Below are 20,746 nucleotides of genomic sequence, written 5' to 3' on the forward strand. Positions count from 1 at the left end.
TTTCAAAATGCTGAAGTATCAGAATGAACTTCATCATCTTGTCTGTCGCCATGTGCACTACCATAATCATTTTTTAGATCTATTTATCGCATATAGATCACACTTTGAAAGATAAACCTTTCAAAGTGAATATTAAAAATGAAAGAAAATTGAATTGAAATGAAAGGTTTTCATGTAAAAAAGCATATAAGACTAAGCAAAAGCTAGGCTTGAGTTGAGGGGGTTATGTCCAAGGAATTAATAAAATTGAGTGTTATCATGGGTTAACCAAGGGTAACCCATCAAATAGTCACTAGCCCAGTAGTTCACAATTAGGGGGAAGGCGGCACTGAATAGCGTTGGGGATAATCGCAATACGGAAATGTTTGCCAGAGAGAGGTTCGCCATCGAGATTGAAGGTGATTTCATGTGGCGCGGTGATTTCGAGCCAAGGTAACGTGGTTTCAATGACATTTTTGTTTTTCTCACCGCTGAACACGCTGGCGAGAAATGCGGGTAATAGTTCTTCGGCGATCAATAAACGTAATTGCAGCAGCCCATCATTAATCAGCGCATCAGGGCAGAGAGGTTGCCCACCGCCAGCTTGCCTACCATTACCAATCCCTATCACTAATGCATCCCCAGACCACTCGAAGTCAGGGCCACGGATTTCACAGCTATCGGCTTTGATTGCATCCATACGCATTAACCCATGAATAAAGTAAGACGCGCCGCCGAGAACAGCTTTGAGTTTGTCCGGTGTTTCGGTGGTAATTCGGGTACCAAAGCCACCCGTAGCCATATTGATAAAGTAGTGTTCGTTATTCACTTGCGCTAAATCGATATCAACACTCCGCCCTTTGACGGCTAATTGCATTGCATTGTCTATTTGCAGTGGAATATTGCAGCTCGTGGCAAAATCATTGGCGGTGCCCAGTGGCACGATGCCCAAGCTGGGACGGTGAGCGTCGGGGATGGCCATCAGTGCGGTGGCGACCTCATTTATGGTGCCATCTCCACCACCGGCAATGACTGTATCAACATTGAGCTTGGCGGCCTCGTTAACATAACGCTTTGCGTCTCCCTGTTCCCAAGTAACACGAACATGCAGGGTAATACCTTCCTCACGCAAGTTTTTGACGGCATTGCGAACATCAATATTACCCGATTCTTTACCGTTGAGGATGAGAAGGGCATGTGGTACTGGCGTCATAACTTGCTCCAGATCATTTCTGCAATAAGGATAACAATACCTTATACCTGTTTAATTTACCTATCAGATTATTCAAAGAATAATGGCAAATATAACGAATAGTTAGGCTTAATAAAGATAGGCTTAATTTTTCATGGCGACGTTTATTTTGCGGGAATAATTATAATTCTGCGTGGGATAATTCAAATTTTCAGGTTTTTCTTATTATTAGTCACTGCCTTAATAAGAATCATTAATAATAAAGTTTTAATTTAAATCCATTACAATCAATGGGTTAAGATGATAAAAGAAAAGGCCAGCCCAAGGGAGATTGGGCTAGCCAAGGAGGTGGTTCCTAGTCTTGCTTTAAAACTTTTTTAGTTCTTGATTGTACTCGAACTATGCTACCCCAGTGTAATTATAATTGATGTGATCCATTTCTAATATTTGCTAAAAATGCCACCTTTGCGATGGCATTATTTTTTATTGCTTTCCGTTACGCTTTTTCATGGGGATTACGGCTATTTGTCCCGTTCAGATTACGTATCAGTAAGCCATATTCTACATTAATGTCCTCTGGGATCGGTAAATACATGATATGACCATTTCCCGGAGCAATATCGGCGGGTTGGCCTTTTTTATCCAGCATGCTTTCAAGTGTGAACTGAATATTACCGCCCGGTGTCATCAGCTCAACACTATCACCGACTGAGAATTTATTTTTGACTAACACTTCAGCCAAGCCATCACGGCGCACGCCAGTGAACTCGCCGACGAACTGCTGGCGCTCGGATACTGAATAGCCATATTCATAAGTTTGTTGTTCTTCATGTACATGACGGCGCAGGAAACCCTCGGTATAGCCACGGTGAGCCAGACCTTCCAGTGTGGTCAACAGGGTCGGGTCGAAAGGTTTACCGGCAACGGCATCATCGATGGCGCGGCGATACACTTGTGCTGTACGGGCGCAATAATAAAATGATTTAGTCCGCCCCTCAATTTTCAGTGAATGCACACCCAGCTGAGTTAGGCGTTCCACATGCTGAATAGCACGCAGATCTTTGGAGTTCATGATGTAAGTACCATGCTCATCCTCGGATGCCGTCATATATTCACCGGGGCGCTGGGCTTCTTCAATCATAAACACCTTGTCAGTAGGGGCGCCGATGCCTAATGTCGGCTCAACATTTTTTACTGCGATGGGCTGGTGGATATGTACGATATTGCCAATATCATCTTCTTTCCCTTCCTGGACATTGTATTCCCAGCGGCAGGCATTGGTGCACGTTCCCTGATTCGGGTCACGCTTATTGATATAGCCGGAGAGTAGGCAACGGCCAGAGTAGGCCATACACAGTGCGCCGTGGACAAAAATTTCCAATTCCATGTCGGGAACTTGTGCGCGGATTTCAGCAATCTCTTCCAGTGATAGCTCACGGGAAAGGATTACGCGCGTCAATCCCATCTGCTGCCAGAATTTGACGGTGGCCCAGTTAACAGCATTGGCTTGCACAGACAGGTGAATATCCATCTGTGGAAAAGCCTCGCGCACCATCATGATTAAGCCGGGATCAGACATAATTAGTGCATCCGGCCCCATATCAATCACCGGTTTTAAATCGCGCAGGAACGTTTTCAGTTTAGAGTTATGGGGGGCGATATTCACTACCACATAAAAGCGTTTGCCAAGTGCATGCGCTTCCTGAATACCTAATGCCAGGTTTTCGTGATTGAATTCATTATTTCGCACTCGCAGGCTATAACGTGGCTGACCGGCATAAACCGCATCCGCGCCATAAGCAAAGGCGTAACGCATATTTTTCAGCGTACCGGCAGGCGACAATAATTCTGGTGTAAAAGGCATATTTACTGGTGTAGATGAAGACATAAATAATAGCTCTCAGTCTGAGTTCAAGTCAGAACCACGCCTGAAGGCGTGGCTTAACCCAACGTTATTGGTGCTACCAGTAGGTTGTCAGTAAACGCATCCCGATAAGTAGGCTTTAGGCCAGTGATTCGGGGGCGGGAGTTTCAAACAACCGTGCAACTTCAAGAACGAAGGGGATAAAAGCTGGGGATTGTAACCTTGAGCTTCAGGAAAATCAGCCATCGCACAATCTTTGTAAGGTTTAAATGATCTGGATCAATTTAAGCTATTTTGGGTCGTTTTTTCCCAAAAAAATCACATATCAACCGAGCCAAATATGACTCATGGAATGACAATGGTTGTGTCGACGATACCCATTTTTAATCACGGTGCCTGACATGATGCCGCCGAGCTGACTTTTGCGACTTTACCAGATCACATTTCAATGGGTGAGTTACTGCGTCAATTGAGAAAAGAGATGCTGAATATGTTTTAGGATGAGTTCTCATCGATGGTTAAGATTAGCCGGAGAACACAATCTGATATTAAGGCGGACAAAGAGAGCTAGACATTCTCTGTTCTCAGGTGGGCCTTTCGGCCATTTGATTTGATAATTGGATTGTTACTACGAAACCAACAGATATTAAAAAATACTGGGGAAAGAGTTTTAAACATGCTGATGTGTCTGAGTCCGGAGTCAATGCGCGGTCACATGCCCCGCGCATCTACTCTTAGGTAAAAATAGCTCTATCAAATCATTAAAAATTACAGCGTCAGATCTTTAATTGTCGTGGTCGGGCCATTTTTCATTACAGAAGCTATGCCATTTTTGGCAGCGGTTTCGGAACTGTAAGATTCGCTAACACCAATAACCTGATGGTTTTTTGCTTTTAATACGAAATAAGGCTCATTTTTCGTATTGTGCTTCAGCTCATATTGGCTTTCTTGCGGAGAGTTACTTTGCACGGATGATATGCCATTTTCCGCCGAAGCTTTGCTGGCATACATCTCACTGGAGAGAATAATTTCACCATTGCTGGCTTTCAGATTGAAATGGTACTGCCCATTCTTTGCCTTTTTAATCTCATAGTGACCCATGGCCATAGTGATGCTCCTGTTGGTTGTGGTACCTCTAATGAGTGTAGTCAACGGCCCATACTCCACCAACATAATGCAAATTTAGCCGAGATGAAATTACAGTAAACGGCAGATCTCTGCTTCCCAACGATACCCCATGCCATAAACTGCGCGAATAAATGGCTTTTCACCATCAAGAGCTTCTAACTTTCGCCGCAAATTTTTGATATGGCTGTCAATGGTGCGGTCAGTGACCACACGATAGTCGTCATACAGATTATTTAATAATTGTTCACGGCTAAATACGTGACCCGGTTGAGTTGCCAATATTTTCAGTAACCGAAATTCCGCCGGGGTCAGCTCCAGTAGATGCCCCTGATAACTGGCTTGAAAGCGGGATTCGTCGATAATCAGTGCCGCGGCAGCACTGGGCTGCTCTCGCTGCTGTTGGCAGCGGCGCAAGATAGTTTTCACCCGAGCGACCACTTCTCGTGGACTATAGGGTTTACAAATATAGTCGTCGGCACCAATCTCCAGCCCTAGCAACCGATCAATTTCTTCCGTTTTGGCTGTGACCATCATGATGGGGACATCCGAGAATCGGCGAATTTCACGACAAATGCTGATGCCATCGCTACCGGGTAACATTAAATCCAGCAAAATGATGGAGGGCGGTGCTTGGCGTACTGCTCCGGCAACCTCGGCCCCATTGGTCAGCCACTGAGTGCGGTAACCCGCAGCTTGCAGATAGTCGACCAGCAACTGGCCAAGTTTGGGTTCATCTTCAACAATCAATACGTAACCAGACTGGCTGGTAGACTGAAGTGGCTCGTGCATTGCAATGAATTACCCTATGGACGTGAGTAGTGGAAATACTACCGTAATCCGCAAGCCACCCAAAGGTGAATGTTCAGCGCTAATCGTTCCGCCATGAGCCTCGACAATATTGTGACAAATAGCCAGACCTAGCCCAGAACCGCCGCTGGCACGGTTGCGTGAACTTTCGGTGCGATAAAAACGCTCAAAAATGCGCTGTAATTGTTCGTCGCTAAGGCCGGGTTTACTGTCCTGCCAAACCAGTGTGACGGTTTTTTCCTGCAATTGAGCGATTATCTCTAATTGCCCACCTTCGTTGGTATAGCGCAAACTGTTTTCTAGCAAATTGTGAAACAGTTGATTTAGCCGGTCGGGATCACCAAATATAACCGCATGTTCAGGCAGATGAGCGGTGATGACCATATTTTTACTTTGAAAACGGCCACGAAAACTGGCAATAGCAATTTGTAATAGCCGCACGGCATCTAATTGGGTTTTTCGGTAAGCCAAAGCACCGCGATCAGACAGTGATAACTGATGCAAATCATTGACCAGTTTGGTCAAAATACCGACCTCCGCTTGTAGCGACATTAACGATTCCGGTGTTGGCTGGCGCACACCATCCTGCAATGCCTCCAGTTCACCACGTAACACCGCCAGCGGGGTGCGTAATTCATGGGAAACATCCGCCATAAAATCACGCCGCATTTGTTCATTTTTCTCCAGTGAACGGGCAAGCTGGTTAAAATCTTGCGCTAAATGACCCAACTCATCACGGCTGCTGACAGCCACACGGGTACTAAAATCGCCGGCCGCCAGCCGATGGGTGCCCTCGACCAAGCGCTTGACCGGGGCCAACATTCCACGGGATAAAATCCAAGTTACGGCCGCGGCCAGTAGGGTCGACAACCCAACAATAATCCAACTGGTTCGACGCTGTTGTTGGTCAAAGTTAATATCGGCGTTGCGGGTCAGTTTGGCAGGTGGGGTCGACATCACCCAGCCCACAATCTGTTTATTGACCGTTATTGCTCGGCGACTGACTTCTTTAGGGAGTTGACCTGTGTGCCCGACCAGCAGATTTTTATGGTTATCAACGACCCAAAATTGGGAGCGCCAGCCGCGTGGCGGCATGTTGCGGCTGCTATCACCGCCTTGGTCAAAGGAACGCATAATCTGATATACAACCTGATCATTATTGCGCAAAAAATCCCAGTTTCCGTAGCGCTGGTATTGCACCTCAAGTGCATCTCCCAGCATATTTATCCGTTGCTCATTACTTTGCTTAATATAATCGATAAAACCGCGCTCGAAGCTGGCTCTAATGCCCCAATGCATGGTGATCAGTACCAACATACAAGTGGCAAATATAGCCATAAACAGTTTTCCGGTGATGCCGATTCTCATGCTTTCCACCTGTTTTATCGGTTGGCCGGCTGGCGGGACAGGTTGCGGTTCGTGCCAGTATCTGGTGGCACTCGGTTAAATATCAGTGCTGGCAAAGCAATAATGATTGCCATACACAAGTAGCTGTAGAGGAACGCACTGTGTGTTGCCGGGGTATTGGTGACGACCTGATTGTGTGCAAAGATCCCGAGTAATATCCCGGCGGTGCTAACCCCTAAACTCATAGACAACTGCATCACCATGGATAACAGGCTATTACCGCTACTGGCGAGGCGGTTTGGTAAATCTTTTAAGGTTAAAGTATTCATCGTGGAGAAGCGCAGCGCATTGAGCATTCCCTGGAAAAATAGCACCACCGGTAACAATAACGTCCACCCCATGAGTGCCACCATCGGTAAACTTAAGCTGACGACCGCGAGCAGCAATGTGGCACTGACCAGTACTTGCCGGTAACCAAAGCGGTTAACCACCCGTACAATAATCCGCTTCATGCCCATACTGCCAATAATCATCGGGATCATCATCAATCCGGCGTGAAAGGGGGTATATCCTAGCCCGATTTGCAGAAAAACGGGCGTCATGAACGGCAACATGCCACTGCCGATGCGGGCGGTCATACTGGCGGTCAAGCCCAGAGCATAAGATTTATTCTTGAATAATCGTAGAGAAAACAGGGCAGAATTATTGCCGCGCGCATGCCACCAGTAGCCCGCCAGGGCCACTATCCCACACAACACTAAACCCAGAATTGCCAGTGGTGGTAAGCCCAATCCTTTATGACCATCCAACGCCAGTGTTAGGGTTGCCATACCGATCGCCAGCATAATAAAGCCGCTAATATCGAAGCGTCGGGTACGCATGGTGTAATTGGGCATCAGCAGCAACGTGGCCAGAGCACCGATGATACCTACAGGTAGATTAATCAGGAAAATCCAATGCCAACTGGCGTATTGCACTAAGAATCCCCCCAGTGCCGGGCCGACTAATGGCCCAATTTGGCCGGGTAATGTGACGAAAGCCATTGCTGACATATATTGCTCACGCGGGACGATTTTCATGACCGTCAGGCGGCCAACGGGCACCATCATCGCCCCCCCTATCCCTTGAATTACGCGGGAGGAGATCAACTCATTCAGAGTTTCTGCTTGGGCACACATCAACGAACCGAGGGTAAACAGAATGATGGCCGAAAAGAAAACCCACTTCACGCCGACGCGATCAGCCAACCACCCACTGGCTGGCAGCATCACCGCCACCGTCAATACATAAGAGACAATCACTGATTGCATATGCAGCGGATTTTCACCCAGACTGGCAGCCATTGAGGGCAGGGCGGTGTTGACGATGGTGGTATCCAGCGTTTGCATGAAGAAACCGAAGGCAACTATCCACAATTGCCACCGTATATTCGTCATCTTTCAACCCGCCGATGCATTGGCTGCACTCTTTGGCCACCTTCCTGCACGTTGAAATCTATTGGGTATAGCCTATTCATTATTCCAACCTCATTAACGGCTTCTGACTAAAGCGGCTGCGGAGTCGGTCAAAATAGAGATAGACCACTGGCGTGGTGTACAAGGTCAGTAATTGGCTCATGACCAGCCCACCGACAATCGTTATCCCAAGCGGTTGGCGTAATTCCGCGCCATCGCCACTGCCTAATACCAATGGTAACGCGCCAAACAAGGCGGCTAACGTGGTCATCATAATCGGTCTGAAACGCAATAAACTGGCCTGGAAAATAGCCTCGCGGGCGCTGAGATTGCCATTGCGTTGCGCATCAAGGGCAAAGTCCACCATCATGATGGCGTTCTTTTTCACAATACCAATCAATAACATAATGCCGATAAGTGCGATTAAGCTAAACGGCGCATTGAACAGCTCCAGCGCCAGCAACGCCCCGACTCCTGCAGAGGGCAATGTTGAGAGAATCGTCAGCGGGTGAACGTAGCTCTCATACAAAATCCCCAGCACGATATACACCGTGGCGATCGCTGCCATAATCAGCCATAACTGAGATCTCAAGGTTTCTTGGAATACCTGCGCAGTCCCGCTAAAGGTGCCACGAACACTGGCTGGAACACCCAGTTCGGTCATCGCCCGCTCGACAGCCGCAGTCGCTTCAGACAGGCTGCCACCTTCAGGTAAGTTAAATGAGATGGTCGAAGAGGCGGATAAACCTTGATGGTTTACCGACAATGGGGCGTTGGCAGGCCGCCATTTGGCAAAATAGGACAGCGGAATTGATTGGCCGCTGTTATTAATTACAAACATTTTGTCCAGTGAACTGACATCCTGTGTGTATTGCGGAGCGACTTCCATCACCACCTTATATTGGTTTAACGGCTGATAAATGGTGGAGATTTGCCGCTGACCAAAGGCGTTATTGAGTAGGGCATTGGCATCGGAAACATCAATGCCCAGCCGTGCCATAGTTTCTCGATCATAAGTCAGTGCCACTTCCGAGCCTTTATCTTGCTGATCGGAGTTAACATCTGCCAGTTCGGGTAATTTGGCCAATGCCGCCCGAACTTTCGGCTCCCATTCCCGTAATGCGGCTAGATCGTCTGCCAGTAACGTAAATTGATAGCTGGCATTAGCTTGACGGCCACCGACCCGAATATCTTGTACCGGTGCCAGAAAGAGGCTTGCCCCCGGTTCTTTCGACAATTTGCCACGTAAGCGGGTGATAATCTGCTGTGCGCTTTCATGACGTTCACTCAATGGTTTAAGGGAAATAAACATCGAGCCGCTATTGGTGCGAGACCCTCCCGTAAAACCGGTGACATTGTCGACTGCCGGATCATCACTGACAATCTTCATAAAATCTTTCAGTTTTTGCTGCATTGCTTGGAAAGAGATACTTTGGTCAGCTTGGATAAAACCCATCATGCGGCCGGTATCTTGCTCGGGGAAAAAGGTTTTCGGAATACTGATGTACAGCCAGACATTCAGAGCAATAGTAGAGAGCAGCACAACCATTACCCAGCGTGTATGACCCAACACCCAATTGAGGGAGCGACCATAACCTTGCTGAATACTCAGCAGCACCTTACCAAAACCGCGAATACGCTGCTGCTGGCCCGCGGGCTGGGCGCGTAGCAAGTGGGCGCACATCATGGGGGTGAGCGTTAGGGAAATCACCAGTGAAATGCCAATGGCCACCGAGAGTGTGACGGCAAATTCGCGGAATAAGCGGCCCGGCAACCCTTCCATCAAGAGCAGCGGAATAAAGACCGCCACGAGTGAAATACTCATGGAGAGCACGGTAAAACCGACTTCACGTACCCCCTTTAGTGCGGCAACCATCGGTTTAACCCCCGCCTCCAGATGGCGAGAAATATTTTCCAGTACCACGATGGCATCGTCGACGACGAAACCCGTGGCAATGGTCAGCGCCATTAGCGATAGGTTATTGAGACTAAAACCGCACAGATACATGGCGGTGAACGTCCCAATGAGTGAAACCGGCACGGCGACAGCAGGGATCAGTGTGGCTCGGCCTGATCTTAGGAACAGGAACACGACCAGAATCACCAATGCTACGGCGATCACCAGTGATTGCTCTACTTCATCTAGCGATGCTCGAATTGTTGGGGATCGATCTTGGGCGATGCTCAATTGAATCGAGGCGGGGATCGAGGCTCGCAACGCAGGAAGTTCTGCCCGAATACGATCGACGGTCGCAATGATGTTCGCTCCCGGCTCACGACTGATCACTAACAGTACAGCGGGCTTTCCATCCGACATCCCGGCATTGCGCACATCTTGTACCGAGTCGACAACATTCGCGACATCCTGCAACCGAACCGCCGCGCCATTGTTGTAGTTAATCACCAGTGGGCGGTAGCCCTCGGCTGTTTTGATCTCATCATTGGCTTGAACTTGCCAATGCTGTTGGTTGTCGTCGATGGAGCCTTGCGGACGACGAACGTTGGCGGAACTGATTGCCTGACGGACGGCATCCAGAGATACCCCTTGATTGAACAGCGCACTGGGATTGAGTTCAACACGCACCGCAGGTAAAGAACTCCCGCCGACGCTAACATCACTGACCCCCTCGGTCTGGGCGATTTTTTGCGCCAGTTTGGTGGAGGCAAAGTCATACAATTGCCCTTGAGTGAAAGTATCTGAGGTCAGCGTCATTATCATGATTGGCGCATCAGAGGGGTTCATCTTGCGATAAGTCGGGCGGTTTGGCATCCCTGATGGCAGCAAACTTTGGGCAGCATTCAGTGCCGCCTGCACATCACGCGCAGCGCCGTTAATATCGCGATTAAGGTCAAATTGTAAAATGATCCGCGTGCTGCCCAGTGAACTGGTCGAGGTCATTTCATTGACCCCAGCAATTCTTCCCAATGCACGTTCCAGCGGCGTGGCAATGGAGGACGCCATGGTTTCTGGGTCTGCGCCGGGCATCGAGGCACTCACCATTATCACCGGATAATCCACCTGCGGCAGCGGCGATACCGGCAACAAACTAAAACCGATAATCCCGCTGAGGGTGATGGCCAGTGTGAGCAAAATGGTCGCTACCGGGCGCTGGATGAATAGGGCAAAGAATTTCACTGTGGATCCCGTCCATGAGGTAACTCAGATTGCGGGCAGGATAAATCAATGTCCTCATTATGTAGGCCACCTTTACCATGGGTGTTGCGCGCCATCCTATCGAACAGCAGATAAATGACCGGCGTGGTAAACAAAGTCAGTACCTGGCTGACTATCAACCCGCCGACCATACACACCCCCAGCGGTTGGCGGAGTTCAGCCCCAGCACCGGTACTGAGCATCAAGGGCAAGGCACCAAACAGGGCGGCTAATGTGGTCATCAGAATTGGGCGGAAACGCAGCAAACAGGCTTGATAAATAGCATCATAGGCAGACATGCCCTGATCTCGCTCGGCAGCCAGCGCAAAGTCGATCATCATGATGGCATTCTTCTTCACGATACCGATCAGCAAAATAATCCCAATGATGGCAATCACGTCCAGTTCATTGCCGGTGAGCATCAGCGCCAACAATGCCCCGACACCTGCCGTCGGCAGAGTCGACAAAATAGTGACCGGATGAATGAAGCTCTCATACAGCACGCCGAGCACGATATACATTGCCACAATAGCGGCGATAATTAGCCACAATGTTCCGCCCAACGCTGCCTGAAACGCCAGCGTGGAGCCTTGGAAGCGAGTCATAATATCTGCGGGTAACTGGATAGCTTTTTCAGCTTGCGTCACTGCTTCAACAGCCTCACCCAGAGAATATCCCTGCGCCACATTAAACGAGATAGTGGCTGACGGGAACTGATTCAAATGGTTGATAGATAGTGGCCCGAAGCGTTCTTCAATGGTCGCAATACTGCTCAGTGGCACCCCTTTGCCATCACTACCAGTGAGGCGGATATCATTGAATGCAGCCAGACCCGGCGTGGCTTGCACATCATGCTCCAGCACCACCCGATACTGATTGGCTTGGGTATAAATGGTAGAAATCAAGCGTTGACCAAACGCGTTATACAGCGCGCTGTCGATGGCGGCCATAGTGATCCCCAAACGGCTGGCACTGTCGCGATCGACATTCACAAACGCCACTAACCCTTGATCCTGCCAATCACTAGTGACTTCTTGGAAAGGTGCTTGCTGCTGTAACTCATTGACCAATTTAGGCACCCAGGTACTTAACTCTTCCAGGGATGTGGCCTGTAGCGTGAACTGATATTGCGTTCTGCTCAGCTGGGTATCAATGGTCAAATCTTGCACTGGTTGTAAATAAAGTTTAACGCCCGGTACGCCAGCGACACTCTCTTGTAAGCGGGTGATGACCTCTGGAATGCGGTCATCACGGCTTTTGAGGGGTTTAAGGTTAATTTGCAACCGACCATTGTTGAGTGTGGCGTTGGTCCCATCAACCCCGACAAATGAGGTCAGGCTTTCAACCGCCGGATCTTTTAGAATAATCGCGGCCACTTGCTGCTGACGCTCTGCCATATTGCTGAACGAAACAGACTGCGGCGCTTCCAGTACACCTTGAATTAATCCGTTGTCCTGTAATGGGAAAAAGCCTTTGGGGATCAGCAAGTAAAGGAGCACCGTCAGCACCAGCGTACTGAGTGCCACGCTCAAGGTGATCCATTGATGGTTAAGGACTTTTTTTAGCGCCACGGCATAGTGGGCGATGACCCAATCAAAGAATTTTTCACTAGCGCGGGACAGGCGATTTTGTTTACGCAATGACTCATAACTCAGCATTCGTGCGCACATCATCGGTGTTAACGTCAAAGAGACAACGGCTGAAATCAGAATGGCTATCGCCAGTGTGACGGCAAATTCGCGGAACAAACGACCCACGATATCGCCCATAAACAGCAGCGGAATCAATACTGCAATCAATGAGAAGGTCAGTGAAATAATGGTAAAACCAATCTCACCGGCCCCTTTTAGTGCTGCATCCAGTGGCTTTTCGCCTTTCTCGATATAGCGGGAGATATTTTCAATCACCACAATAGCATCGTCGACCACAAAACCGGTGGCGATGGTCAGAGCCATGAGCGTCAAGTTGTTGACCGAAAACCCCAGAAAATACATGGCAGCGAACGTGCCAATTAATGACAGCGGTACGGCAATACTGGGGATAATCGTAGCGGCGGCATTGCGCAGAAACAGATAGATAACCATGACCACCAGTGCTATCGCCAGCAACAACTCAAACTGTACATCACTGACAGACGCGCGGATGGTGGTTGTACGGTCAGTCAGAACTTTGACATCAACGGATTTGGGCAGACTTTTGATAAGATCTGGCAGCATCTCGCGGATACTGTCGGCAGTCTCAATGACGTTTACCCCAGGCTGACGCTGGATATTCAGCACGATGGCCTGCTGGGTGTTGGCCCACGCCGCCAGCTTATTATTCTCCGCACCTTGCTCAATGGTAGCGACATCCTGCAAACGGATTGGTGCGCCATTTTGATAGGCGATAATCAGGTCACGGTAATCCTCGGCGGATTTCATCTGATCATTAGCAGACAGTGTTACTGAACGAGTTGGTCCATCCAGACTCCCTTTCGCTGAATTGACGTTGGCATTGCTAATGGCGGTACGAATGGTTTCACTGTCCAGCCCCAATGCAGCCACTGCTGGCGCATTGAGTTTTACTCGAACAGCAGGGCGCTGACCGCCAGAAATCGTGACCAGACCGACCCCAGTGACTTGCGAGATCTTCTGCGCAATACGAGTTTCAACCATGTCTTCCACTTGTGTCATTGGGATAGCCGTGGAGGTGACCGCCAATGTCAGAATCGGTGGATCAGCAGGGTTTACTTTGCTGTAAATTGGTGGATAAGGCAGGTCATTGGGTAATAGATTTGTGGCGGAGTTAATCGCCGCCTGTACCTCTTGCTCCGCCACATCCAGTGGCAGAGTTAATTGAAATTGTAGGGTAATGACTGATGCACCGCCTGAGCTTTGCGATGCCATCTGTTTGAGGCCAGACATCTGGCCAAACTGGCGTTCCAATGGCGCAGTAATGGAGGATGTCACGACATCCGGGCTAGCTCCGGGGTAGAGTGTCACGACCTGAATCGTCGGGTAATCCACTTCGGGCAGGGCCGATACCGGCAACGCACGGTAACCGATAATTCCTGCCAGCAGAATGGCAACCATAAATAACGTTGTGGCAACCGGGCGTAAGATAAACAGCCGTGATGGCCCGCCACCGGGTGTTGGAAGCATCACTTGCATTAGGATTTCTCCGCAGCAGGTTGAGCGCTAGTCGCTGCATCCGTTGCCGGTTTTCTGCCGCCCCGTGTGTGTGCCGCTTTCTCTGTGGTGCTCGATTTTCCTGCCGCATCGGTTTGAGTGGCATCTGCGGAACGTGGAGTGACCACCTCAACTTGCAAACCTTCGGTCAGGCGATCAATCCCATCGGTAACCACACGCTGACCAGCATCCAGCCCGGCGCTTATCACCACTTGTTGACTGTCTTGGATCCCGGTAGTCACCAGATGCTTGCTGACTTTATTTTCGTCATTTAATACCCAGACAAAGCTTCCTTCGTTGCCCATTTGTACTGCAGCGGTAGGAACTACCACGGCATTTTGCAGTAAATCTACTTTGATTCGGGCATTAACAAACTGATTGGGGAACAGCACGTCATCTTCATTGGCAAAGCGAGCTTTCAGTTTAATGGTACCGGTAGCAGTATCTATTTGGTTATCAATACTGAGCAAGTGGCCTTGGGCTAGCATCTGCTTATTGGTGCGATCCCAAGCTTCAACCGGCACCGTCGTTTTGTTTTTTTCTGCATTTTTCTGTGCTTGCATGATTGCCGGGATGTCACTTTCGGGCAAGGTAAAGACCACATCAACCGGGTGTGTTTGAGTAATCACGACAATCGGCGTGGCAGTACCACTGGTAATATAATTACCCACATCCACTTGTTTTAGCCCGACTTTCCCGGAGATAGGTGCAGTAATGCGGCTATACGTCAATTGCAGCTTAGCGCTGTCAATCGCCCCCTGATCCGCTTTCACACTTCCTTCGCTCTGGCGCACCAATGAGGCTTGGGTATCCAGATCTTGTTGTGAAATAAGGCCTGTTTTGGCCAGTTTCTGATAGCGGGCCAAGTCACGTCGTGCATTGTCCAGCGTCGCTTGATCTTTGGCGAGCTGCCCTTGAGCTTGGGTTAATTGCACTTCATACGGGCGCGGGTCAATTTCCACCAGTAAGTCACCGGCATTGACTTGTTGCCCTTCGGTAAAGTGGATAGCCATCAACTGACCATCAACTCGGCTGGTCACTGTCACCGTATTAGCGGCAATCACAGTCCCTAAACCTGTGAGGTAGCGGGGTACGGCTTGCTCGGTTGCTGTTGCTGCTTGCACTGGAGACATTGGCATATTGCGGCGGCCACCGGCGCGTGCAGGGCTGCTGCTGCCAGCCGCTTGTCGTGCTCCCGGGGCTTGGGTTTCAGGTGTGGTACTGAAGTGACGCCAGACAAACACCGCAACAATAATCACCACCACTATTCCCAACAACGTCAGTAACCGGGAAGTGCGTTTGGATTGAGCTTTCATTATGTTGAAGTGTCCCTTTTGATGTTCTGATTATCTGCACATAGAGGTGCAATAAGTGAGTTTTTGGATATGTTACTAGTTTAGCGGTAATGCGCTGGAACAAAATGGAGGAAATATGAAAATATTGTCAGGGTTTGTGGGGGGAAAGTTTTTAATTTTAGGGGATTAGAGGGGGAAGGGCGCTGGTTTGGGTGTTGATCTTAAGCACAATCAGGAATATTGCCGACAAGGATGGAGGCGAAAAGCACGCTCGGGCAAGGATGCCCGTTGCGCTGGCTCGTGAAGCCCGAAAGACGCAGTAGGTTTACCCGTAGGGCAATATTTCGCACAAGACGCGGGAGTTGGGCCGCCGCCTTGCGGCCTAACTCAGTTGAGGCGACGGAGAACAGGAGATCATTGAATGAAGATCAACCGAAACCCGATCCGATACTCAACATCCGAACCGGATCACCTGAACCAATATCAACTTCTAGCGAAAAAGCGTCTGTGCCCAGCGCGCCAACCCTGCCGTCACGGAACCAAAATCATTTCCCCCCACTAATGGGATACCCGGCAGTTGTTGTTGCAAAGCTGCCCGCAGTAATGGGGAACGTGCGCTACCGCCGGTCAGATAAATCACATCGGGCTTGATATGGCTGGTTGCCAATGCCTGACTGACTTGCTCTTGAATGCGTTGCAAGGGCTGAGAGATAGCCTCGGCCAGTTGTTGTTGACTGACTGTCTGACCCAATTCTGGCTGGACGAAATCCAGTGCAGCGGCGACGTGCTCTTGTTCAGACAACGCAATTTTGCTCTCTTCTGCGGCACGAACCAAGCGATAACTCAGGCGTTGCTGATACACTTTTAGCAAGCGTTCAACTTGATGTGGATTTGCAGCATCACGAATCAAATCACGCAGGAAACGGCCATTGACGGTGCTGTAGAAGTCGCTTTGTGCCGGGACATCGTTAGTGGCAACAGCATTCCAGTAAGGCAGTGATGGCAGGGCAATCCCTTTTTCAGTCTCGCCGCCCATGCCAAACAGTGGCATCAGTTGTTTAAAAGCCAACATGATATCCAGATCGTTCCCGCCAACGCGACAACCGCTGTGGCCTAATAGACTTTGTTGACGGTCTGCCAGTCCCTGCCATTTAGGCCCCATCAAGAGCACTGAACAGTCTGTTGTCCCGCCGCCGATATCCACCACTAGCACGGTTTTCTCTTCAGTTAAGGTCGCCTCAAAATCCAACCCCGCCGCGACAGGCTCGAACTGAAAAGCAATATCACGAAAACCGGCACGTTGTGCGGCCCGTAATAAAATCCCTTCGGCTTGCTGGTTTGCTTCTTCACCACCGGAACCTTGAAAGTTAACCGGGCGACCAATAACAGTCTGGCTGATGTCTGATGCCAACACGGTTTCTGCCTGACGTTTAATATGAAACATCATGGCGCAGACCAAATCTTCAAATAGTGCCAATTGTTGAGGCTTCAAACCATTGGCACCCAAGAAAGATTTAGGCGACTTAACAAAGTAAACGTCTTCGGGGTCTTCGATATATTGGGCCAGCGCGGATAGACCGAACGTCAGGCTATCGGCAGCAACAGGAATATCTTCTTCGCGATTAAACGCCATGGCCCGGCGTAAGAGTTGCTGGTTTTCGTCACTGCCTGTTGGCACTTGCCAGTGACGATGCAGGCACTCACTTACTGCTTCTCGGGTAGGCGCGCACAACATGGATGGCAAATAGACGTCATTATTTTCCAGCGTCAGCAATTCGGGAGCACCTTCCCGCATCACGGCAACCGAGCAGTTGGCTGTGCCGTAGTCAAATCCGATGAACATAATTGCCCCCCAGGCCAAATAAAAGGGGCCGACTTTACCCTAGAGTGAGCAGCGGAGCAATCGTCTCGGATTACTTGATAGCGAAATAGCCATTATTCAGCACATCGGATAACGGTTGTGTGCGGCCAATGGTTTCGCCGTCAGCTAAATCGACCCCAATTGTGATCAATTTATTGAGAGTGGGGGCTAAATCTGCAGGGCCTGCTAGTGTGGCGATATTGGCCCGTTGTGCTGTACCGTTGATAATGGACACCAGAACTTCGTCCATTTGATTGATATGGATATGGGCAATTAATTCACTGTTAAATTTGAGATAATCAATATGGTGTTCCGCCAATAACTCAAAATCATTCAGATTATGACCAAACTCTTTAATGATTAGCTTGCAACCTAATTGCTGTAATTTGGCAAGAAAATTCCCAATTGCAAATGGATATTGCAGCAAGGTGGACTCATCAACCATCCAGTGCAAACTTTGTGCGGGTAGCACCGTGTTCTGTACTAAGGTCAGGAGTGATTGGCGGAAGTCTTCTTTGAGCAACGCCACCTCCGATAGCGGAATTGCCAGCGCCAACCCTTTGTGACTAATGGCCTCGGCGTGTTCCACTAACAATTTCTCGCACACCCAGCCGTCGACGTTCCCCTGCAAGTGATACAGCAGCGCAGCTTCTTCAAATGCCGATTGACTGACAATCATGCTTTGTGGTTGATAAACTTCGTAACTGACTTGATAAAAACACACTGAGAGTGGTGTTTTGGGGGGGGCGGCAGGAGTCACCTGTAGCCGCAGTTGGTCATGATTGAGAATACTTTCAACATCGTCTCTACTGAGCAGCTCGTGCTGGCGAGCCAGTAGCTGCTTTTGCCGTGGCTGATAGAGATAAACCTGCCCACGACCACTGTGCTTGGCGGTATAACAGGCAATATCAGCCTGCGCCATGATTTCACTGCGCTGGCTGTTGTTGCTGCTAATTTGAGTCACGCCAGCACTGGCACCAATGCGATACAGCTTCTCTTCCCAGTAAAAATGATAGCCGTTGATCAACGTGACCAGATTTTGGGTAATGGCTTTGGCGTGAGGCAGGGTGCAATTAAGCATCAGTAAGCCAAATTCATCGCCACCAAGGCGCGCAACGCAATCACTGTTGCGCAAATGCTGACGCATCAACTGGCTGAGTTCTTTGAGTAGCGCGTCACCTGCCGGGTGCCCTGCTGTATCATTGACGGCTTTAAAATAGTCCAAATCCAGGAAGGCCAATGCGTGTTGCTGGTTTTGGTCGATGCTTTGTTGGATTGCCATCTTCAATTTATTTTCAAAATTGGCACGATTGGGCAGGCCGGTCAGATTATCGTGTGACGCGCTATGGCTGAGTTTGCGCATCATGGCACGAGATTCCCCAACATCTTGGAAAACTAAAACGGCCCCTACGGCGGCTCCTTCCAGTGTTTTTAACGGCGCGACCGACTCTTGGATGTCATAGTACTGCCCATCACGGTGATGCAGTACCATTGACTCATTCAGTGAAGAGTAGGGGCGGTGGGTAAGGCAATGCTCTATCGGGTTATCAATTTCCGGGCCATCGACTCCATTAGTGAGCTTGACGATTTGGTTGATGGGCTGGCCTAGCGCGATGGTATTTGCCCAGCCGGTCATTTTCTCGGCCACCGGGTTCATAAAGGTAATTCTCATTTCCTGATCAGTACAGACCACGGCCTCGCCGATGGAATCGAGTGTAATATGTAGGCGCTCTTTCTCTTCGTGCAGGGCTTCTGTCAGATTCCTGATTTCGGTCATATCCAGCGTGGTGCCAATCAGGCGCAGAATATTGCCATTTTTATCGCACACCATATTGGCCTGATTGCGCAGGTGGACTATTTCACCGTTCGGCAGCAGTAATCTAAATTCCAAACGGTAGGGCTTGCGCTGTTTAAGTGCGGCACTGTATTCATTGATGACATAGTCGATATCTTCAGGGTGAATATATTGTTTCCAGACATCATCAGTAACTGGGGTATTTAGCGGGACATGGTAGAGTTCATACATCCGCTTATCCCAACTGATCACTTGTGTTCTGAGATCCAATTCCCAGATACCAATTCCACCCGCCTCATTGGCCAGAGTGATGCGCTCCATCAAGCGCCGATTAATAATTTCGGTCTTTTTCAGATCATTAATATCTTCGACTTGCGAGATGTAATAGAGCGGTTGTTGTTCATGATCCCGTACCACACTGACCACGAGCAATGTCCAAACAATCTCGCCATCGCTGCGGACGTAGCGTTTCTCCATCGAATAGCTGGGGATGCGACCATAATACAAATCATCAAGTAATTTCAGGTCGGCGGAAAGATCATCGGGGTGGGTAATTTGCTGGAAGGTCAGGGTGAGCAAGGTATCCTGATTGTAGCCGAGCAACTTACACAGAGCCTGATTAACCTGCATCCATTTACCTTCCGGTGAAACCAGCGCCATGCCAATGGCGGAGTACTCCATGGCATTACGAAAACGGTTTTCACTCTCAACAATATGCTCTTTTTCCATCCGAAATGAGTGCATCACCATTGCCATTGCGTGAGGCGGGATCAATACCATCAACAGTGGAATAAAGGAAAATGCCTGAACCGACATTTTGGGGTCGGGCGGGAGTGTAAATAGGTTGAAATTGATCATTAGCGCAATGAGCAATGTGGACAGAAAACAAAGGATAAATGTCTCAAATCGCGGTAATCGGATGGAAACCCATATCAACGCCATGATGACGAAAGTGAAAGGAAAAGGAAAATAAATCAATCCGATATAGCAAGCCGCTAGCGACAATATCATCATCCACATCATATCGAACAGGGCTTTGGTTTTAGTGGCAATATTGAAGTAACCACGGCGGTAAAGTAGCCCGACTGGCCCTAAAGCCAGCATGCCGATGGCCTCTGACATAAACCATACCGTCAAGACGTGCATAAAATACCCGTTTTGGGGCGACAAGTACCATGCTGCGGCCAATCCACTCAATAGAGGGACAATAACCACAGTACAAATTGAGAACTTGAGCCAACTAAACAGATTATTAAGCGGATCTTTGGGTTGCAGGAATTTGCGCAGCAACCAAGCCCCAGTTGCCGACTCTGCAAGATTGATGATGGTTAATGGCAACGGGAACCAACTGATACCATATAAAATAAAATTGGCAGCGACGATACATATCCCTGCCGTCAATAACTGCAACGACCAATAGCGTGTCGGATGGTGGAATAAAGCCACCATCAATACTGCGGTAGGGAACCACAGTGGAGCCAAATTTTCAGACTGCTCAGAGAGTTGGATACAAAAAAGTGCGAGCAAAAACACCACTATACTGATGATAGTAATGTGTATAAGAGTATTATTATCAGGTGCCGGTTTTTCAGCTGCGCTGAGATCCATATACCGCCTTATTTTGCCCGAGAATAGGAAAAACCCTCGTATAACAATACGTCATATTTAAAATACGGTCATATTCAGCAGTTTAGTATAGATGA

11 protein-coding genes are annotated in these 20,746 nt (G+C 49.1%); all 11 read right to left on the reverse strand.

Annotated features, from left to right (window positions below):
- Positions 1 to 292: 292 nt before the first annotated feature.
- Positions 293 to 1,192: a lipid kinase YegS gene (gene yegS / locus ACIOG0_RS05700; protein WP_050101399.1), complete on the reverse strand. Its 900-nt coding sequence runs from the start codon at positions 1,190 to 1,192 to the stop codon at positions 293 to 295.
- Positions 1,193 to 1,667: 475 nt separating this feature from the next.
- Entirely contained in the window at positions 1,668 to 2,987 is a 1,320-nt protein-coding gene (gene yegQ / locus ACIOG0_RS05705) for a tRNA 5-hydroxyuridine modification protein YegQ (RefSeq protein WP_230678354.1), read from the reverse strand.
- 816 nt (positions 2,988 to 3,803) lie between these two features.
- On the reverse strand, positions 3,804 to 4,142 hold the full coding sequence (locus ACIOG0_RS05710; RefSeq protein WP_050101400.1) for a YegP family protein: 339 nt from the start codon (positions 4,140 to 4,142) through the stop codon (positions 3,804 to 3,806).
- Positions 4,143 to 4,232: 90 nt separating this feature from the next.
- Complete coding sequence (gene baeR, locus ACIOG0_RS05715; RefSeq protein ID WP_050101401.1) at positions 4,233 to 4,952, reverse strand: two-component system response regulator BaeR; 720 nt, start codon at positions 4,950 to 4,952, stop codon at positions 4,233 to 4,235.
- Positions 4,953 to 4,961: 9 nt separating this feature from the next.
- Complete coding sequence (baeS, locus tag ACIOG0_RS05720) at positions 4,962 to 6,338, reverse strand: two-component system sensor histidine kinase BaeS (protein WP_050101402.1); 1,377 nt, start codon at positions 6,336 to 6,338, stop codon at positions 4,962 to 4,964.
- A gap of 14 nt (positions 6,339 to 6,352) precedes the next feature.
- Positions 6,353 to 7,753, reverse strand: coding sequence for an MFS transporter (locus ACIOG0_RS05725; protein ID WP_128451388.1), 1,401 nt, complete (start codon positions 7,751 to 7,753; stop codon positions 6,353 to 6,355).
- 79 nt (positions 7,754 to 7,832) lie between these two features.
- On the reverse strand, positions 7,833 to 10,907 hold the full coding sequence (gene mdtC / locus ACIOG0_RS05730) for a multidrug efflux RND transporter permease subunit MdtC (protein WP_050101404.1): 3,075 nt from the start codon (positions 10,905 to 10,907) through the stop codon (positions 7,833 to 7,835).
- Positions 10,904 to 14,074 carry an MdtB/MuxB family multidrug efflux RND transporter permease subunit gene (locus ACIOG0_RS05735; RefSeq protein WP_128451389.1) on the reverse strand — a complete coding sequence of 1,057 codons (3,171 nt, stop codon included), beginning with the start codon at positions 14,072 to 14,074 and terminating at the stop codon, positions 10,904 to 10,906. The genes mdtC and ACIOG0_RS05735 overlap by 4 nt, the downstream gene beginning before the upstream one ends.
- Positions 14,074 to 15,408 (reverse strand): MdtA/MuxA family multidrug efflux RND transporter periplasmic adaptor subunit, encoded by a 1,335-nt coding sequence (locus tag ACIOG0_RS05740; protein WP_050101406.1) that lies wholly within the window; start codon positions 15,406 to 15,408, stop codon positions 14,074 to 14,076. The genes ACIOG0_RS05735 and ACIOG0_RS05740 overlap by 1 nt, the downstream gene beginning before the upstream one ends.
- A 469-nt stretch (positions 15,409 to 15,877) precedes the next feature.
- Positions 15,878 to 17,230, reverse strand: coding sequence for a molecular chaperone (gene yegD, locus ACIOG0_RS05745; RefSeq protein WP_050295791.1), 1,353 nt, complete (start codon positions 17,228 to 17,230; stop codon positions 15,878 to 15,880).
- A gap of 70 nt (positions 17,231 to 17,300) precedes the next feature.
- Positions 17,301 to 20,651, reverse strand: coding sequence for a diguanylate cyclase (locus ACIOG0_RS05750; protein ID WP_050101408.1), 3,351 nt, complete (start codon positions 20,649 to 20,651; stop codon positions 17,301 to 17,303).
- Between the last annotated feature and the right edge of the window lie 95 nt (positions 20,652 to 20,746).

It is taken from the genome of Yersinia vastinensis (assembly GCF_044905075.1).
GTDB classification, from domain to species: Bacteria; Pseudomonadota; Gammaproteobacteria; order Enterobacterales; family Enterobacteriaceae; genus Yersinia; species Yersinia vastinensis.